Here is a 16,786-nt window from a genome sequence, read left to right as displayed (position 1 = left end):
GGCGTCAGTCGCCCAGCACGACCGTCTGCGACGGGGCCGCCGAGGGCTGCACCTCCCGCGAGGCGCCGTTCGTGCGGTACTCCTGCGGGCTCATCCCCCGTACCCGTTTGAAGGCCGAGCTCAGCGCGAACGCGCTGCTGTAGCCGACCTGACGGGCCACCGTGGCCACGGTGGCGTCGGGTTCGCGCAGCAGGTCGGCGGCCAGGGCGAGCCGCCAGCCGGCCAGGTACGTCATCGGCGGCTCCCCCACCACCTCGGTGAAGCGGCGGGCGAGGCCCGCCCGGGAGACGCCGACCTTGCGGGCCAGCGACTCCACCGTCCAGGCGCGGGCCGGGTTCTCGTGCAGGAGCCGCAGGGCGGGGCCCACGACCGGGTCGGACTGGGCCCGGTACCAGGCGGGCGCCCCGGCGTCCGGTTCGGCGAGCCAGGTGCGCAGCACGTTGACGAAGAGCAGGTCGAGCAGACGGTCCAGGACCAGTTCCTGGCCCGGCGCGTCGCGCCCGATCTCCTCGGCCAGCAGGGGCACGAGCGGGGTGTCGTCGAGGGCGGCGGGGCGGACCAGGAGGGCGGGCAGGGCGTTGAGCAGGCGGCGGCCGATCTCGCTGGGCGCCTGGTACGTGCCGCTGAGCATGACCGCCGAGCCCTGGCCGATCGGGTCGCCCCAGGTGCGGACCCCCAGGGCCATGGTGTCGGTGACGTCCTCGCCCTCGGTGGTGCTGCAGCGCTGTTCGGGGCCGACGGTGACCTGGACGGGGGTGTCCGGGGCGTCGGCGATGGTGTACGGGTCGGGGCCGCGCAGCACCGCGACGTCACCGGGGCCGATGCGGGCCGGGACTCCGCGGTCGGGGATCACCCGGGCATCGCCGTGGACCATGGTGACCAGGGAGATCGGGGCACGGTCCTCGACACGCAGCGACCAGGGCGGGTTGAAGACGGACTTGAGCAGAAAGGCGCCGCGCGCCTTGGGCCCCTCCAGGAGGCCGGTGAGCACGTCCATGGGGTGGTCCGTCCGTTCCGGGAGGATGGCGCCCGCCCTCCGGACGGGGGATGGCCGGAGGGCGGGCGCGGTTCGGGGGCCTGTCGGGGCCGGGATCAGGGCCGGGACGAGGCCAGGGCGCGGCCCAGACAGACCAGGGCCGCCGTGCAGGCGAGTGTACGGGCCGCGTTGGAGCGCACCCAGGTGGAGGTGAACGCCCTTCGCAGTTCGGCGAGTTCACCGGCGGTGCGGCCCGATGCGGCGAGGCGCCGGTTGAGGGGGATGTTGACGGTGGCCGTCAGGGCGAGCGCGGTGGTGTAGAACCCGAGGGCCGCCCAGGTCCACCGGGCCGCGGTGCGCCGCCCGATGCGCCGGAGCTGTCCGCCGGCGACGGCCGTGGCGAGGAAGGCGCCGATGAAGACGAGGCCGAACAGGCCGTTCTCGATCGCCTCGTTGATGTGGTTCATCGCGGTGAGGTACGTCCGGTCGTCGCCCCGGTCCAGTCCCGGCATCACGGAGACGTCGAAGGCGAAGTACAGACCCGCGCTGAGCCCCATGGCGATGGTGGCGGCGGTGAGCGCGGGCTGGGCTGCCGTGGACATTGCGGGGTTCCTTCCGTCGGTTCCGTCGGCCGGGGGGGGTGACGATCGGTTCCATCGGCCGGGGTGACGATCAGTTCCGTCGGCCGGGGAGTGATCAGTTCCGTCGGCCGGGGGTGGCGATCGCGGCGAGTCCGCGCTCGTAGCGGCGTCTGAGCACCGTACGGCCGAGGAGGCGTACCGGTGGCGGCATCGTCGCCGCGACCAGGGACACGGACCGTGGTTCCGCGCCGTCGAACATCCACGGCGGGAGGTACGTGAGGACGCCCCGCGGCGCGGTGCGCACCAGGCGTTGCTCCAGTGCCAGGTAGTCCCGGGCGTCGAGGCGGGCGAAGAGCGGGAAGACGACCTTCTCCTCGGCCGCGAGGTGTTCGTGCAGGACCTCGTCGAAGCGGGCGGCCGCCGGTGTCATCGCCGCCGGGTCGGCACCCGGCCGCAGGGCGGCGCCCACTCCGTCCATCGCCGCGTCCAGCTCGGCGTGGTCCCCGTCCAGGGCCCGTGCCACGTCCTCGGCGCCGGGCAGCCGGCGCAGCAGTTCGGGCCAGAGCAGTTCGTCCTCGCTGTGGTGGTGCCAGTCGATGACGTCGCGCAGCCGTTGCCACCACTCGGCGACGGCCGGGTCCGGTCCGGTGGCGGCGAGCCGGGGCGCGGCGGCCGTCAGCCGTCGCGCGTCGCGGCGCATCGCCACGTGCATGAGCGCGAAGCCGTGGAAGTGTCCGGGCAGGGTGTCCAGGCGCTCGCTGGACATGGTGCTGCTCATGGTCGCCTCCTGGGGCCTCTCGTTCGGATCATGCCGTGCGCGTGGTTCAGGCCGTGCGCGGTTCGGGGTCCGGTGCCGCGGCCGGGAGTCCGTCGGGTGGTCCCCGACGGACTCCGGGGCCGTGGCGCCGGGGTTCCCGGACCGGTTCTCAGACGTTCCAGACGCCGGTCGCGGCGGCGTCCTTCGCGAAGTCGGAGAAGTCCCGCGGCTTGCGGCCGAGGGCCTCCTCCACCCCGTGGACGACGCTGGCGTTGCGTCCGTCGAGGATCAGGCCGAACAGGTCGGCGAACTCGACCGGCAGCCCGTTCTCCCGCAGGACCGCCCGGTAGTCGTCGAGCCCGACCGGGATGTAGGTGATCTCCCGGCCGGTGGCCTTCGACAGTTCGGCGGCCACGTCGTGGAAGCTGAGCAGCCGGGGGCCGGACAGTTCGTAGGTCCGGCCGATGTGCTTGTCGTCGGTGAGGGCCGCGGTGACGACGTCGGCGATGTCGTCGGCGTCGACGAACGGCTCCACGGCGTCGGCGGTCGGCAGGGCGAGCTCCCCGGAGAGGACGGGCTCCAGGAAGAAGCTCTCGTTGAAGTTCTGGTTGAACCAGTTGGCCCGTACGACGGTCCAGTCGGCGCCGGACTCCTTGAGCTTGTCCTCGCTGATGACCGCGCCCTCCTCGCCGCGTCCGGAGAGCAGCACCAGGCGGCGCGCGCCCTTCTTCACGGCGAGTGCGGAGAAGGCTCCGACGGCTTCGGCGGCGCCCGGGAAGGCGAGGTCGGGGTAGTAGGTGACGTAGACGGCCCCGACGCCGTCCAGTGCCGCCTCCCAGGTGCCGGGGTTCTCCCAGTCGAAGGGCGGTTCGCCGTTGCGCGAGCCCACACGCACCGGCAGCCCCCGTGCGGTGAGCCGCTCCGCGACCCGGCGTCCGGTCTTGCCGGTGCCGCCGATCACCAGGGTCGTCTTCTTCTCGGTCGTCTGTCCGTTCTGCGTGTTCGTCATGCCGATCAGTCAACTCCAGTCCGATGAGACGGGCCATAGCCACAACGCTCAACTCCATACGCGGGCGTCCAGCTTTTCGGCCCTGCGGAGGAACGGAGTGCCCGAGGCGCCCCACCGTAGGCGGCGGCGGGCGCGGCGGCCACCGGGCCGGACCCGTTCTCGACCGTTCCCCTACCGGTGCTGTGGGCGCGACCGCCCGACCGGGGGCGGACGGGGCGGCCTCCACCGGGTCCGGGTCTGTTGTGGAGCGAGACTTGAGCGTTCTTCCAGGGGTTCCGGTGAATCTCGAACCATCCACTGCCGGGCCCAAGGAGAAACGAGATGACAGCGACCGACACAGCGCTCCGGCACGAGCTCTCCGCCTGGTGCGGTTCCGGAGGGGCGGAGGAATTTCCGTACGACGGTGTCATCGGCCGTCTGCGTGCCGTGGGAAAGCACTTCCTCGACGAGGAGCTCCTGTCGCTCCTGGCCGAATGCCGCGCCCTGCTCCTCGCAGCGGACGCGGGTGGCGCCGGAGGTGTCCGGGACGCCCATGCCGGGCCCTTCCTCGACGTTCTCCTGGACAAGTTCGACGGCCGCTACGACTACCCCAGCTACACGGCGCTGGCGTTGCTGCGCCGGGGCGCGCCGGACGACCGGGCGGGCTGGGAGGTGCTGCGCCGGCACCGCGACCGCACGGTGCTCCTGCTGCTCGCCGACCTGATCGGTTTCGAGCGCCTCGTCCTGGACGGCACCCCGCACGATCCGCAGGGGATGCTTCCGGACGCCCTGCTCCTGAACAAGCGGCTGCGGCTGGCGGTCCGGGTCATGGAGCCGGCCGCGCTGCGGGCGCTGGACGGGGCCGTCGACCCCGTCGCCGTCGCCGCGACGCCGGGCCGCACGCCGGCCGGTGAGCTGGCGGACGCCGTGCTGCGCACCACCACCGCCGGGGAGCGGCTGCTGCTGCGCACCAGTGTCCAGCCGGTGTACGTGCTGCACGACGAGTACCTCTTCCTGCGGGTGCTTCAGTCGTTCGAGGCCACGTTCGCCTTCATGTCGGCGACGCTGGACGAGGCGGTGCGCACGCTGCGCGCCGAACAGCCGGGCGACGCCGCCGCGTTGATCGCCGCGGTCGCCGACGTACTGCGCGAGTCGCTGCCGCTGTTCTCGTTGCTGGCCACCATGCAGCCCGAGTCGTTCCGGCTGTTCCGGCAGTTCACGGAGGGTGCGAGCGCCATCCAGTCCGAGGGTTACAAGACCTTCGAGTCGTACTGCTCCACCCCGGCTCGAGCAAGGCTGGACTCGTCCGCGTTCCTCTCTGTTCCGGACGTGCGCGGCGAGGTGCTGGCCGGCCGGGAGACCGTGCAGGGCACCTGGGAGGACGTGATCTCCAGTGGCTGGCTCACCGAGCCGGACGCCGCAGCCGTGCGGGCCGCGGCCCTGCAACTGGAGGCGGTGCACCAGCGATGGAAGCAGACCCACTACCGACTGGCCGTGCGGATGATCGGCACCCGCACCGGCACCGGTGCCACGGAGGGCGTGCCCTACCTGGCGTCGGTGATCTCCCAACGGCTGTTCCCGGCCATGGAGAAGCAGCCGGCCGTCGGCTGACCACGATCCGCGAACCGGAGGACCCCGAAGCCCATGAGCAAGAGAGCCACCACCGGACGGCCGGGCGCCGCGCGCCGCGCCCTGAACCCGGATGCCGCGGACCCGCAGCTCGTCTACGAGTACGACCGGGGCAGCAACTACGAGAAGGACACCCGGCTCACCACCGCGCTGTCCGCCCTGCTCCCCGAGGACCAGCTCGTCCACCCCGACCAGCGGCTGTTCCAGTCCGTGCACCTGATCACGGAGTACGCATGGGCCGCGATGCACTTCGAGATGGGCCGTGCGGTGGCCCTGCTGGACGACGACGACCCGCTGCTGGCCACGCAGGTGCTGGAGCGCGCCGCCTCGCTGGGCCGGATACCGGTGCAGGCGCTGAACACCCTGGTGGAGTACCTGCCGCAGACCGGGCTGCTCACCATGCGTGACACCTTCCCCGAGAACACCACGGGCCTGGACTCCCCCGGTGCCCGCAACCTGCGCCGCGCGGCGCAGCCGCTGTGGCGGGCCTTCACCCGGGCGCTGGAGCGCGCCGGGCTCACCGTCGTGGAGCTGATCTCGGCGCAGGGCCGGCTCGTCCCGCCCGCCGGGCACGAGCGGGCCGCGGTCGATCTCGCACTGGTGCGGCAGGGCCTGATGCGGCTGGACGGGGCGATCGGGGACTGGAAACAGCTCCATCTGCGCATGGTGTGGGGTCAGTTGGGCGGGCATCCCGAGGCCGAGCCGCATTCGGTGGGCGGCCGGGCCTGTCCCGCCATGCCCACGAGCCTGCGCGGGGAGTCCACCGCCGGCCTCGTCCGGATGTCCGAGCGCACGCTCTTCCCGCAGCTGTGGGATGCCGTGGACGCCACCTACCGACGATTCGTCCCCGCCGTGCCCGCTGACGCGGCGTCCTGATCCCGAAGGAGACCTCCCATGACATCGGCGCTTCCCCCCGCGGGCGTGACGAGCGAACTGGCGTCGCTGGTGCGCACCGCCTGGGCCGACAACCTCGGCCACGACGAGTTCCACGACGACGAGAACTTCTTCCTGGTCGGCGGCCACTCGATGTGCGCGCTGCGGATCGTGCGCGCCCTCAAGCAGGAACTGGGCATATCGTTGACGGCCCGTCAGTTCTTCGCCCATCCGACCGTGGCCGAGCTGGCGCTCTTCCTCACCGGCATCGTCCCGGCCCGCGGCGAGGAGCCGAGGCGTGCGGAGGCGGGGGCGTGACCGCGGCCTCCTCCGCCCAGCTGGAGATCTGGCTCGCCGACCGCTGCGAGCCCGATTCCGGCCGGTACAACATCCCGCTCTGCCTGGAGTTCCGCGGCGAGCTGGACGACCGGGCGCTGCGCACGGCCCTGGCCGACGTACTGGCCCGCCATCCCGCGCCGGCGGGGCGGTTCGAGACGGTGGACGGTGCGCTCCGGCACACCGCCGAGCCCGCCGCGACGGTGCCGCTGCACATCGCGGTGCGCCCCGGCCGCTACGACCGCGAGGCGGCGCTCGCCGACGCCTCCCTGGCCGCGGCGCGCCCGCTCGACCCGGGCACCGCGCCGCTGCTGCGGGCCGAGGCGCTGCGGTACGACGACGGGGCCCTGGTGACCGTGACGGTGCATCACATCGTGGCGGACGGCCGTTCCGTCGAGGTGCTCGCCGAGGACCTGGTCACCGCCTACCGGGCCCGGAGCTCGGGCCGCGACCCGCGTTTCGTGCCGGTGCCGGTGCCCGCCCCGCAGCCCGTGGCGGCGGCCCCCGACCCGTACTGGACGGCGCTCCTGGACGGCGAGCCCGCGCGGCTCGCCCCGCTGCCGGACCGGCTGCGCCCCGAGGACGGGCTGCGCGGCCGGGCGGGCTGGACCGAGCGGGAGCTGGACCGGCGGCGGCTCGCCGAGGTCCGCGCGCTCGCCGCCCGCGAGGGCGCCAGCCCCGCGATGGTGCTGCTCGCCGCGTGGGGGCTGCTGCTGCACGCCTGGTCCGGGGAGGACGACGGGGTGCTCGGCATGCCGTTCGCCGGGCGGCACGAGCCGGACACGGAGGACGCCGTCGGGCTGTTCACCCGGGTCCTGCCCGTCCGTACGGTGCACGAGGCGGCCCGCCCCTTCGCCGACTACGCGGCCGCGCTCGGCGAGCAGGTCCTGGAGTCCATGGAGGCGCACGCGGAGTCGGGCGACCTGCCGCCGGGCACGGCCCCCTCGTACGGGGCGGTCTTCCTGCACCAGCCGCAGCCCGCGTCGGCCTGGCAGGTGCCGGGCGCCGAGGTGCGGCTGCTGCACCCGCAGAGCGCGGTGGCCAAGTACGACCTGGCGTTCGCAGCCGTCGAGGCCCCCGACCGGCTCGTGCTGCGCATCGACTACGACCGGGCCCTGTACGCGCCGGCCACGGCCGAGCTGATGGTGGAACAGCTCGACCGGCTGCTCGCGGCGGCGTCCCGGCCCGGTGTCACCTGCCGCGAGCTGCTGACCTCGCTCGCGCCCCCGCCCGGCATCGGCCGGCCGCGCCCCGGTGCGCCGGTGACCGCGGCCACCGTGCCGCAGCTCGTGCTGGAGCAGGCGCGCCGCACCCCCGACGCCCCCGCCGTCGTGCACAACGGGGCCCGGCTGAGCTACGGCGAACTGGTGCGGGACGCCGCGCGGATGGCGCACTGGCTGCGGGTACGGGGGGTGCGCACGGACGATGTCGTCGCGCTGCTGCTGCGCCCCGGCCCGGACACCGTCACCACCATGCTGGCGGTGGGGCTGGCCGGAGCCGCGTACCTGCCGCTCGACCCCACCTACCCCGACGCCCGGCTGGAGCTGGTGGTCCGCGACGCCCGGCCCCGGCTGCTGATCGCCGAGCCGGGCGAGGAGCACCGGATCACCGGACTTCCCGTGCACACCCCGCAGGCGGTCCGGGAGGCCGCCGCGCCGATGCCGGTGTCGGCGCCGACCACGTCGGCCGGACCGGACACGGCCTTCAACGTGCTCTACACCTCCGGCTCCACGGGCCGGCCCAAGGGGGTCGTGCTGCCGCACGGCGGGGTGCTGCGGATGATGCACCGCCCCGATTTCGTGCCGCTGGGCCCCGACGACGCGGTCTCCCACCTGTCGCCCCTCAACTTCGACGGGGCGACGTACGAGATCTGGGGCGCGCTGGCCCACGGCGCGAAACTGGTCGTGCTCGACAAGGAGCTCGTCCTCAGCCCCCGCGAGCTGCGCACCGCGCTGCGGGCCCACGGGGTGACGACGCTGCTGGTCACCACACCGCTGCTGAACCGGCTGATCGAGGACACCCCCGATCTGCTCCAGTCGCTGCGCCGGGTCTACTTCGGCGGCGAGATCATCTCGGTGCCGCACGTCCGCAAGGCGCTGCGCTGGGCGCGCCCCGGCACCCTGCTGCACAGCTACGGGCCGACGGAGAACTCCTTCACCTCCTCCTGGTACCCCGTCGAGGACGTGCCGCAGGAGGCCCGCAGCGTGCCGATCGGCCGGGCGGTGCCGGGCACCCGGCTCCACGTGGTCCTGGAGGGCACCCTCGATCCGGCGCCCCTGTACGTGCCCGGCGAGCTGGTCCTCGGCGGCTCGGGCGTGGCCCGCGGCTACCTGGGCGACCCGCGCCGCACCGCCGAGCGGTTCGTGCCCGACCCGTTCGGCGACGAGCCGGGGGCGCGGCTGTACCGCACCGGGGACCGGGTGCGGTGGGCCGCCGACGGGCAGCTGGAGTTCATCGGCCGCGCCGACAACCAGGTCAAGATCCGCAGCCAGCGGGTGGAGCTGGGCGAGGTCGAGGCGGCGCTGCGCGCGCACCCGTCGGTGCGGGGCGCGTTCGTCACCACCCGGATCGACGGGGCCGGTGCGAAGGAGATCGTCGGCTACGCGGTCCTGGAGCGTCCGGCGGACCCGGAGGCGGTGCGGGCCCATCTGCGTTCCGTACTGCCGCAGTTCGCCGTGCCCTCGCACCTGCTGGCCCTCGACGAGCTGCCGCTGACCGCGAACGGCAAGATCGACCGCAAGCGGCTGCCCGCCCCGCCGGACGCGGGGACGGATCCGGCGGCGGACATGCCGGCGGCGCGGGCCGCGGCGCCGGGTGCCTCCGCTGCCCGGGAGGAGTCGGCCGAGGGGGTGACCGCCGCGGTCCTGCGGGCCTGGCGCAAGGTGGTGCCGGGCCGGGTCTTCGGCCGGGACACCAACTTCTTCGACGCGGGCGGTCATTCGCTGCTGCTGGTCAAGCTCCAGGACGCGTTGCGCGAGACCACCGGCACCGGCCCGGCCGTCGCCGACCTGATGCGGTACACGACCGTGCGCTCCCAGGCCCGGCTGATCGGCGGTCCGGCCGCCGACGAGGAGCCGGCGGAGCCGGGGCTGGCGCCCCGGGCGACGGTCCGCGAGGACGACGACGCGATCGCCGTGGTCGGGATGGGCGCGCGGTTCGCCGGCGCCCCCGACCTGGACGCCTTCTGGGACAACCTGGTCGCGGGCCGCGACTGCTTCACCGAGGGCCCGGGGCCGCTGATCACCGAACGGGGCGACGGCACCCGCCGGGTGGCCCGCTGGGGCATGCTCGCCGACGGGACGGGGTACGACGCCGGTCTGCTCGGCCTCACCGCCGACGACGTCGAGTCGGGCGACCCCCAGCACGGTGTGCTGCACGAGGTGCTGTGGGCGGCCGTCGAGGACGCGTCGCTGCGGCTGTCCGACATCGCCCACCGCACCAGCCTGTACGCGGGCTGCCCCCGGCTGGTGCACACCGACGGCGAGGCCCGGGTGGACGACGTGGTGAGCGTCGACCCGACGTTCGTGGCGTCGCGCTTCGCGTACCTGCACGACCTGTGGGGCGAGGCGCTACTGCTCGACACCGCCTGCTCCACCGGTCTGTACGCCGTGCACCTGGCCTGCCGGGCGCTGCTGCGCCACGAGAGCGACTACGCGCTGGCCGGCGCGGTCTCGCTGGACGGCGAGTCCGACGGCTCGTACGTCCACCGGCCCGGTCTGCTGTACGCCGACGACGGGATGTGCCGCCCCTTCGACCGGCGGGCCTCGGGCACCGTCGGCGGGTTCGGTGCGGGGGCGCTGCTGCTGCGCCGCCTCCGTGACGCCGAGCGGGACGGCGACCCGGTGCACGCCGTGATCCGGGGCAGCGCCGTCAACAACGACGGGCGGGAGCGCGTCGGTTACTCGGCGCCCGGGATCGAGGGCCAGGCCCGGGTGATCCGCCGGGCCGTCGCCGCCGCCGGGGTCACCGGGGCCGACATCGGCTACGTGGAGGCGCACGGGACCGGCACCCGGCTCGGCGACGCGATCGAGGCGACCGCCCTCGGCGCGGCGCTGGGCACGACGGGGCCGCGGGTGGCCGTCGGCTCCGTGAAGGCGTCCATCGGGCACTGCAACACGGCCGCGGGGATCGCCGGGCTCATCAAGACGGTGCTCGCGGTGCGGCACGGGGTGCTGCCCGCGACGCCGAACGTGAGCGATCCGATCGACGAACTCACCGCCCGGGGAGGGCGGTTCGACCTGCTGACGGAGGGCCGGGCGTGGGACGCCCCCGCGGGCCGGCCGCGCACGGCGGGCGTGAGCTCGTTCGGGGTGGGCGGCACGAACGCCCATGTGGTCGTGCAGGAACACGTACGGGAGAGGGTGTGAGTTCCGCGATGGGGACGACGTTTCTGGCAGGGCCCGGCGCACCGCGCGTCCTGGCCGTGTCCGCCCGGGACGGGCGGGCCGCGGCGGACGCGGCCGGGCGGCTGGCGGACCGGCTGGCGGGGGACCCCTCCCTGGACCCGGACGACGTGGCGCTCACCCTCGTGCGCGGACGGGAGCGGTTCGCCGTCCGGCACGCGGTGACCGGCACGACCGGCGCCGAACTGGCGGACGCCCTGCGGGAGTCCGCGGCGCGCCCGCGCCGGGAGGCCCCGGTGCCCGCCCTGGTGCCCGCCCTGGTGCTCGACCTCGGTGACGGTTCGGCGCTGCCCGGCACCCCCGCGCTGCCGCAGGTCGTCGAGGCGTCGGCGGTCGCCGGGTCCGTTTCCCCGGCGGCGACCGTGCGCACGGCGGCGGAGCTGTACGGCACGGCGTCCTGGCTGGCCGCCCACGGGGTGCGTCCGGAGACGGTCGTCGGCCGGGGTCCGGCCGCCGCCGCCGCTGCCGCCGCCGTGCGCGGCGACCTGTCCCTGCCGGACGCCCTGCGGGCGGCGGCGACGGGCGCGGACGTCCCGCAGGGGACGATTCCGCAGGACCCGGAGAAGGCGGTGCTGGTGGTCCGGGTGGGCGACGGCGCCGACGGCCCCGGTGCGCTGGGGCTCGACCCGCTCGACCCCGCCTCGTACGCCCGGCTCTTCGCCGCGCTGTGGGAGCACGGCTTCGACGTGGACTGCACGCTCGGCCGGGGCGGGAGCCGGGTGCGGCTGCCCGGGTACCCCTTCCGGCGCTCGGGTTCCGTCACCGCCGCGTCGCCCGCGCCCGGGCTGCGCCCGCTCACCCCGCACGAGCAGCGCTGGCTCTTCCACGACCTGGTGCGTTCGGGGAGCGCGGCCGAGCACGCGCTGTGCGCCACGGCCGTCCTGCCCGGCACCGTGCCCGGGGCCCCCGACGCCGACGCCGCGCTGGCCGCGCTCCTGGACCGCCACCCGAACCTGCGCACCGTCTTCACCCGGGACGGCGGCCGGTGGTTCGCCCGCGAATCCCGCCGGCCGGTCGCCGCACGCCTCCTCGCCCCGGCCCCGGGCGCCGAACCGGAGGCGCTGGTGCGGGCCGCCGCCGTGGACGAGACGTTCGCCGCGGCGGACGTCCCGCTGGTCCGCTGCGTCCTCGCCCCGGCGGACGGGGGCCGGGCGGTGGCGCTCGCCGTGTACGCCCCGGTCGCGGGCGGCTCGTCCGCGGACGAACTGCTCGCCGAATGGGCCGAGTTCGCCGGGACACCGCTCCGCCCGGCCGCCGGGGCCGGGGCCCGAACGGCCTGAGCCCCGGCTCCCCTCATCCTCGACCCCCGTCCCCGACACTCGTCCGCAGCAGCACCTCGTCCCCGACCTCCGCCCGCCCGTGCAGCGCTCGCCCTGGCCGCCCCCATCAGCGCATCCCCACCGCACACGCCCTCATCCACGCACCCCTCATCAGCACACTCGAAAGGACTCCGCCATGACCGTCGTCCAGGACCTCAGCACCGCGGTGCCCACCCCAGCCGACTGGGCCGGCGCCGCCCCCGCCCCGATGGGGGTGGACCAGGCGTTCAACGGCTACGTGGCCGGTACCGTCATCAACGCGCTCGACCGGCTGGGCGTGTGGGACCGGCTGGCCACCGACCCCCTGATCGACCTGCGCGTCCTCGCCGCCGAGATCGGCCCCGCCGTCCGCGAGCGGGTGCTGCGCGAGGTCGTCCGGGCCGCCGCCACCTGCGGCTGGGTCCGGCTCCAGGACGACGGCGACACCGCGCTGCTGACCACCGCGGGCCAGGAGATCATCCGCATGCGCGGGTACTTCACCTGGGGCGTCGGCGGTTACGACGAGGTGTTCGCGCAGGCCCACCGCATCGTCTCCGGCGAGGCAGCGTTCGGCACGGACGTGCTGCGCGACGAGGCCATGGTGGCGCTCGGCTCCGGCCAGAACGACCGCTCCTTCATGGCCGGGACGCTCGACTCGGTCCTGGCCGACGTGGACTTCTCCGTCCTCGCCGACCTGGGCAGCGGCATCTCCGCCCGGGTCTCCCGGGTGGTCGGCGAGCGTCCCGGCACCCGGGGCCTCGGCCTGGACATCAGCGGCCCGGCCACCGAGCTGGGCCACCGCACGATCGCCGAGGCGGGCCTGGCCGACCGGGTCCGGGCGATCCGGACGGACGTGCTGGACGTGTGCCACCGGGCCGCGCACCGCGACACCCTCGCCGAGGTCGACACGGTGATGAGCTTCTTCCTGCTGCACGACCTGCTGGCGGACCCCGTGACCCGCCCGCACACCTTCACCCGGCTGCGCGAGGCGTTCCCGGCGGCCCGCACGTTCGTCCTCGCGGACACGATGCTGCGCCCCGACTCGGAGAACTCGCGGACGCTGCCCGTCTTCTCGCTCGGCTACGAACTGGCCCACGCGCTCATGGGCGTCCCGCTGCACACCAAGGAGACGTACGAGGAGCTGTTCGCCGGCGCCGGCCTGGTCCCGCGCCGCATCGTGCCCTTCGGCACCCCGCACTCCTGGCTGTACGTGCTGGAGGCCCGGTGATGGCCAACCCCCTGGCGGTGCTGCGGGAGTTCTCCCCGCGCACCCGTGTCGTGCTCTGCGTCAACGCGCTCAACTCCTTCGGTGGCGGCCTGGTGCTGCCGTTCCTGTGGATCTACCTCAGCGACGTGCGCGGGCTGCCCTCCTGGGTGCCCGCCGTGACACTGGCCGTGCAGGCGGCCACGGCCGTGGCCGGCGGGCTGCTGTGGGGCTCGCTGCTCGACCGCTTCCCGCCGCGCACCACGGTGCCCGTGGTGATGGCGGTGGCCGGGGTCGGCACGGCCCTGTACGCGCAGGCGACCGGTGTGTACACCGCGCTGGCCGCGGCGCTGGTGTACGGCTTCGGGATCAGCGGCGTGGGCACGGTGCTCCGCTTCCTGTACGCGGGGGCCCCCTCCGCCCGGGAGAGGGGACTCGCCTACTCCGCCGACTACGCGGTGTTCAACGCGATGACCGGGCTCGGCGTGCTGGCCGGCGGTCTGGTGGCGTCCCTGGACGCGGGGTCGCGCGCGGTCCGGTTCGCCCTGCTGTACCTGGCGGACGGGGCGACGTTCCTGCTGGCCGGCGCGGTGCTGTTCTGGCTGCTGCCCAAGGTCGTCCAGGCGGGCGACGGGGCCGGCGACGACTCCGGCGAGAAGCGCCGGGTGGGCTACCGGGACGTACTGACACAACGTCACATCGGTGTGCTGCTGGCTGCTCTGACGGTTTGTTCGCTCGTCTCGTACGGGCAGTTCCGTTCGGGTCTGCCGGGTTATCTGACGCAGGGCGGGGCGCTCGGGCCCGAGGGCATCTCCGGTGCCTTCGCGGTCAACATCCTGGTCGCGGTGGGCGCGCAGGTGCTGCTGGCCGATCGCATCCAGCGCGTCCGCCGCAGCACGGTGCTGGCCGTCTCGGGCGCGGTGTGGACCGTGGCCTGGGCGCTGGTGCTCGCCGCGGGCCTGCAACGGGGCGGCAGCGCGCTCGGGCCGGCCCTGGCCGGGGTGGTGCTGCTCTCGGTGGGCGAGGCGCTGGTCTTCCCGGTGGTGACCTCGCTGCTGAACGACCTGGCGACCGAGCGCATACGGGGCCGGGTCAACGCCCTGCTCTCGGTGGCCGTCTCGACCGGTTCGGTGGCCGGGCCGGCGCTCGCCGGGGCCCTGCTGCCGTGGGCCGACGGGCTGGGCCTGATGGTGACGCTGCTCGCGGGCTGCCTGGCGGTCGTCGCCGTGGCGGTGCGGCTGCGCACGTCGCTGGGGCCCGGTGCGGACCTGCCGAAGCCGGAGGAGAGCGCGGCACCGGAAGAAGCCGGAACCGCCGCACCGGAAGAAGCCAGGACCGCCGCACCGGAAGGAACCGGGATCGTCACACCGGAAGGAACCGGGACCTCCGCGCCGGAAGCACCGTCGGAGAAGGCCGCCGCCGAACCCGTCACGGCCGCCGTGTAGCGCACGCCCCGGCCCGACCGCGTCCCGCCCCCCTCTTCCCCCTTCACTCCCTACGACGTACCGAGGTGCCGTACACCATGGACAACTGGCCGCTCGCCCGCATCGGCGTGCGCACATCGCGCATCGAGCTGCGCTGGCCCACCCCCGAGGATCTCGACGCGCTCGCGACCCGGGCCGTCGAGGGCGTCCACGCCCCCGGCTTCATGCCGTTCTTCTCCCAGTGGACGGACGGCACCCCCGAGCAGGTCGCCCGCCGCGTCCTCCAGCGCCACTGGCACGCCATGGCCACCTGGACCCCCGAGGACTGGACGCTGTACCTGGTCGTCGTGGCCGACGGCGAGGTGATCGGCTCGCAGAGCCTGGGCGCGCGGGACTTCGGCGTCACCCGGGAGGTGCTGCTGACCTCGTGGCTGGCGCTGGACCGGCAGGGCGAGGGGCTCGGCGGCCATGCCCGTGCGGCCGCCCTGGAGCTGGCCTTCACCGGGCTGGGCGCCGAACAGGCGTTCTCCGTCGTCCGTCGCGGCAACGACGCCTCGCAGGGCGTGTGCGCCAAGTTCGGCTTCGAGCGCGACGGCAGCCAGATCAACGCGGTCCGCGGCGAGCAGGTGGTCAGCGACCGGTTCCGGCTCTCCCGGGAGCGCTGGGAGGCCCACCGCTCCATCGGGGCCGAGGTGACCGGTACCACCGCCGCGCTGCCCCTGTTCGGCGCGACGGCCCCGGCCGCCGCCCGGAACGTGACCGCCGTTCCCGGCGTTCCGGTGGCGAGCGTGCTCTCCGGAGTGCGCTACGCCGAGGAGTCCGACCAGTCCGCCGCCTGAGTGCCTGCCCGGGCCGATCCGACCCGGCCCGATCCGCGTCCATGCCATGCCGTGCCCATGCCACGCCCCGCCCTGTCATACCGTGCCCTGCCGTGCCCTGCCGTGCCCTGCCCGAAGGACTGATCCATGTCTGAGCGTCCCGTCATCGCCGTCGTCCTGGACCGGGGGTCCGCCTCCCTCCTCGACATCGTCGACGGCCTGTCCCCGCTGGGCGAGCCGTTGCTGGCCCTGTGGCCCGGCGACCACACCGACGAACTGGCCCCGCTGGCCGAGGAACTGACCACCGTCGTACGGCTGGACGCCACGGACCACGACGCATCGGCGCGGCGGCTCGCCGCGCACTCCCCCGACGCCATCGTGACCTTCAGCGAGTCCCGGCTTTCGGTCACCGCCGAGATCGCCGAACGGCTCGGCCTGCCCTACCACTCGCCGGCCACGGTGGAGCTGCTGCGGAACAAGTACGCGCAGCGCCGCCGGCTGCGGGAGCGGGGCGCCGACTCGGTGCGTTCGTTCGCGGTGCGCCGGCCGGAGGACTGGGCGGGGGCGCTCGCGGCCGTCGGGCTGCCGGCCGTGCTCAAGCCGCTGTGCGGCGAGGGCAGCCGCAGCACCCATCTGATCGTGGACGCCGAACGGGGCACGGCTCTGGTGGAACGGCTCCTGTCGGGTCCGGGCAGGGAGAACTCCCTGGTGCTGGAGGAGTATCTGCGCGGGCGGGACTGCGGCCCGTACGGCGACCACATCTCCGTGGAGTCGGCGGTGACCGACGGCCGGGTCTCGCACTGGGCGGTGACCGGGAAGTTCCCGCTGGAGCCGCCGTTCCGGGAGGTCGGCCATCTGCGTCCGGCGCCGCTGGCGGAGGCGGAGCGCGCGGCGGCCCTGGAGGTGGTGACCGCCGCCCTGCACGCCCTGGACATCACCACGGGCATCACCCACACCGAGCTGAAGCTGACCGCCGACGGCCCGAGGATCATCGAGGTGAACGGGAGGCTCGGTGGTTTCCAGCCCCAACTCGCGCGTCTGTCCGGCGACTTCGACGCGATCACACTGGCCGGGCGGGTGGCGCTCGGCGAGGACGTGTCGGACGTGCGGGCCGGTGACCGGCGGGTGGTGTTCGCCCGGGCGGTGCCCGCGCCGCCCGGCGGCGGCACCTACGTGGGGGTGCGCGGGCTGCGCGAGGCGCTCGCCGTGGAGGGCGTGGAGAACGTCGTCGTCCCGCACTCGCCCGGCTCCCGGCTGGCCTCCGGTGTGCAGACCGGGGAACTCGCCTGGGTGGAGGGCTCGGTGGCGGACCACGAGACCATGCTCCAGGTGATCGAGCGGGTGCTGTCGGTCCTGTCGTTCACGGTGGCGGCCCCGGACGGGACCCACCGCGTGGTGACCGGGTCCGCCGGGACGGCCGCCGCCGTCCCCGTGGCCGCCGTGGTCCCGGCCGGGCGGCGGACCGGGGCGACGGCCCGGCCCGTCCCCGTGTGGTGAGC

Annotated in this window: 13 protein-coding genes; 9 read left to right on the top strand and 4 right to left on the bottom strand. The window is 74.7% G+C overall.

What is annotated here, in order from left to right; all coding sequences use genetic code 11:
* Positions 1-4: 4 nt before the first annotated feature.
* The 4 genes from OCT49_RS37435 to OCT49_RS37420 form a co-directional block, all read right to left on the bottom strand.
* Positions 5-997: an AraC family transcriptional regulator gene (locus OCT49_RS37435; protein ID WP_283856628.1), complete on the bottom strand. Its 993-nt coding sequence runs from the start codon at positions 995-997 to the stop codon at positions 5-7.
* 95 nt (positions 998-1,092) lie between these two features.
* Positions 1,093-1,578, bottom strand: a complete 486-nt coding sequence (locus OCT49_RS37430) for an anthrone oxygenase family protein (protein ID WP_283856627.1) — start codon at positions 1,576-1,578, stop codon at positions 1,093-1,095.
* Positions 1,579-1,672: 94 nt separating this feature from the next.
* Positions 1,673-2,335, bottom strand: a complete 663-nt coding sequence (locus tag OCT49_RS37425) for a hemerythrin domain-containing protein (protein WP_283856626.1) — start codon at positions 2,333-2,335, stop codon at positions 1,673-1,675.
* A 148-nt stretch (positions 2,336-2,483) separates the two neighbouring features.
* Positions 2,484-3,323, bottom strand: coding sequence for an NmrA family NAD(P)-binding protein (locus OCT49_RS37420; protein WP_283856625.1), 840 nt, complete (start codon positions 3,321-3,323; stop codon positions 2,484-2,486).
* Positions 3,324-3,644: 321 nt separating this feature from the next.
* Between OCT49_RS37420 and OCT49_RS37415 the strand changes: the two genes are divergently transcribed.
* The 9 genes from OCT49_RS37415 (at position 3,645) to OCT49_RS37375 (ending at position 16,784) form a co-directional block, all read left to right on the top strand.
* The gene (locus OCT49_RS37415) at positions 3,645-4,913 is read left to right on the top strand and encodes a tryptophan 2,3-dioxygenase (RefSeq protein WP_283856624.1); all 1,269 of its coding nucleotides are present in this window, start codon (positions 3,645-3,647) and stop codon (positions 4,911-4,913) included.
* A 33-nt stretch (positions 4,914-4,946) separates the two neighbouring features.
* Positions 4,947-5,807 carry a hypothetical protein gene (locus OCT49_RS37410; protein ID WP_283856623.1) on the top strand — a complete coding sequence of 287 codons (861 nt, stop codon included), beginning with the start codon at positions 4,947-4,949 and terminating at the stop codon, positions 5,805-5,807.
* A gap of 18 nt (positions 5,808-5,825) precedes the next feature.
* Positions 5,826-6,122 (top strand): acyl carrier protein, encoded by a 297-nt coding sequence (locus OCT49_RS37405; RefSeq protein ID WP_283856622.1) that lies wholly within the window; start codon positions 5,826-5,828, stop codon positions 6,120-6,122.
* On the top strand, positions 6,119-10,507 hold the full coding sequence (locus tag OCT49_RS37400; RefSeq protein WP_283856621.1) for a non-ribosomal peptide synthetase: 4,389 nt from the start codon (positions 6,119-6,121) through the stop codon (positions 10,505-10,507). Before OCT49_RS37405 ends, OCT49_RS37400 begins: the two co-directional genes overlap by 4 nt.
* Before the next feature lie 8 nt (positions 10,508-10,515).
* A complete protein-coding gene (locus OCT49_RS37395; protein WP_283856620.1) occupies positions 10,516-11,823 on the top strand; it encodes a CurL C-terminal domain-containing protein in 1,308 nt (435 codons plus the stop codon).
* Between the two features lie 175 nt (positions 11,824-11,998).
* Positions 11,999-13,069, top strand: coding sequence for a class I SAM-dependent methyltransferase (locus OCT49_RS37390; protein WP_283856619.1), 1,071 nt, complete (start codon positions 11,999-12,001; stop codon positions 13,067-13,069).
* Positions 13,069-14,490, top strand: a complete 1,422-nt coding sequence (locus OCT49_RS37385; protein WP_283856618.1) for an MFS transporter — start codon at positions 13,069-13,071, stop codon at positions 14,488-14,490. Before OCT49_RS37390 ends, OCT49_RS37385 begins: the two co-directional genes overlap by 1 nt.
* A 77-nt stretch (positions 14,491-14,567) precedes the next feature.
* Positions 14,568-15,308, top strand: a complete 741-nt coding sequence (locus OCT49_RS37380; RefSeq protein WP_283856617.1) for a GNAT family N-acetyltransferase — start codon at positions 14,568-14,570, stop codon at positions 15,306-15,308.
* A gap of 126 nt (positions 15,309-15,434) precedes the next feature.
* Positions 15,435-16,784, top strand: a complete 1,350-nt coding sequence (locus OCT49_RS37375) for an ATP-grasp domain-containing protein (protein ID WP_283856616.1) — start codon at positions 15,435-15,437, stop codon at positions 16,782-16,784.
* The last annotated feature ends 2 nt before the right edge of the window (positions 16,785-16,786 follow it).

Source organism: Streptomyces sp. ML-6 (genome assembly GCF_030116705.1).
Classification (GTDB): domain Bacteria; phylum Actinomycetota; class Actinomycetes; order Streptomycetales; family Streptomycetaceae; genus Streptomyces.
Note: the sequence above shows the minus strand (reverse complement) of the source record. Positions and strands in the feature narration are given on the sequence as shown.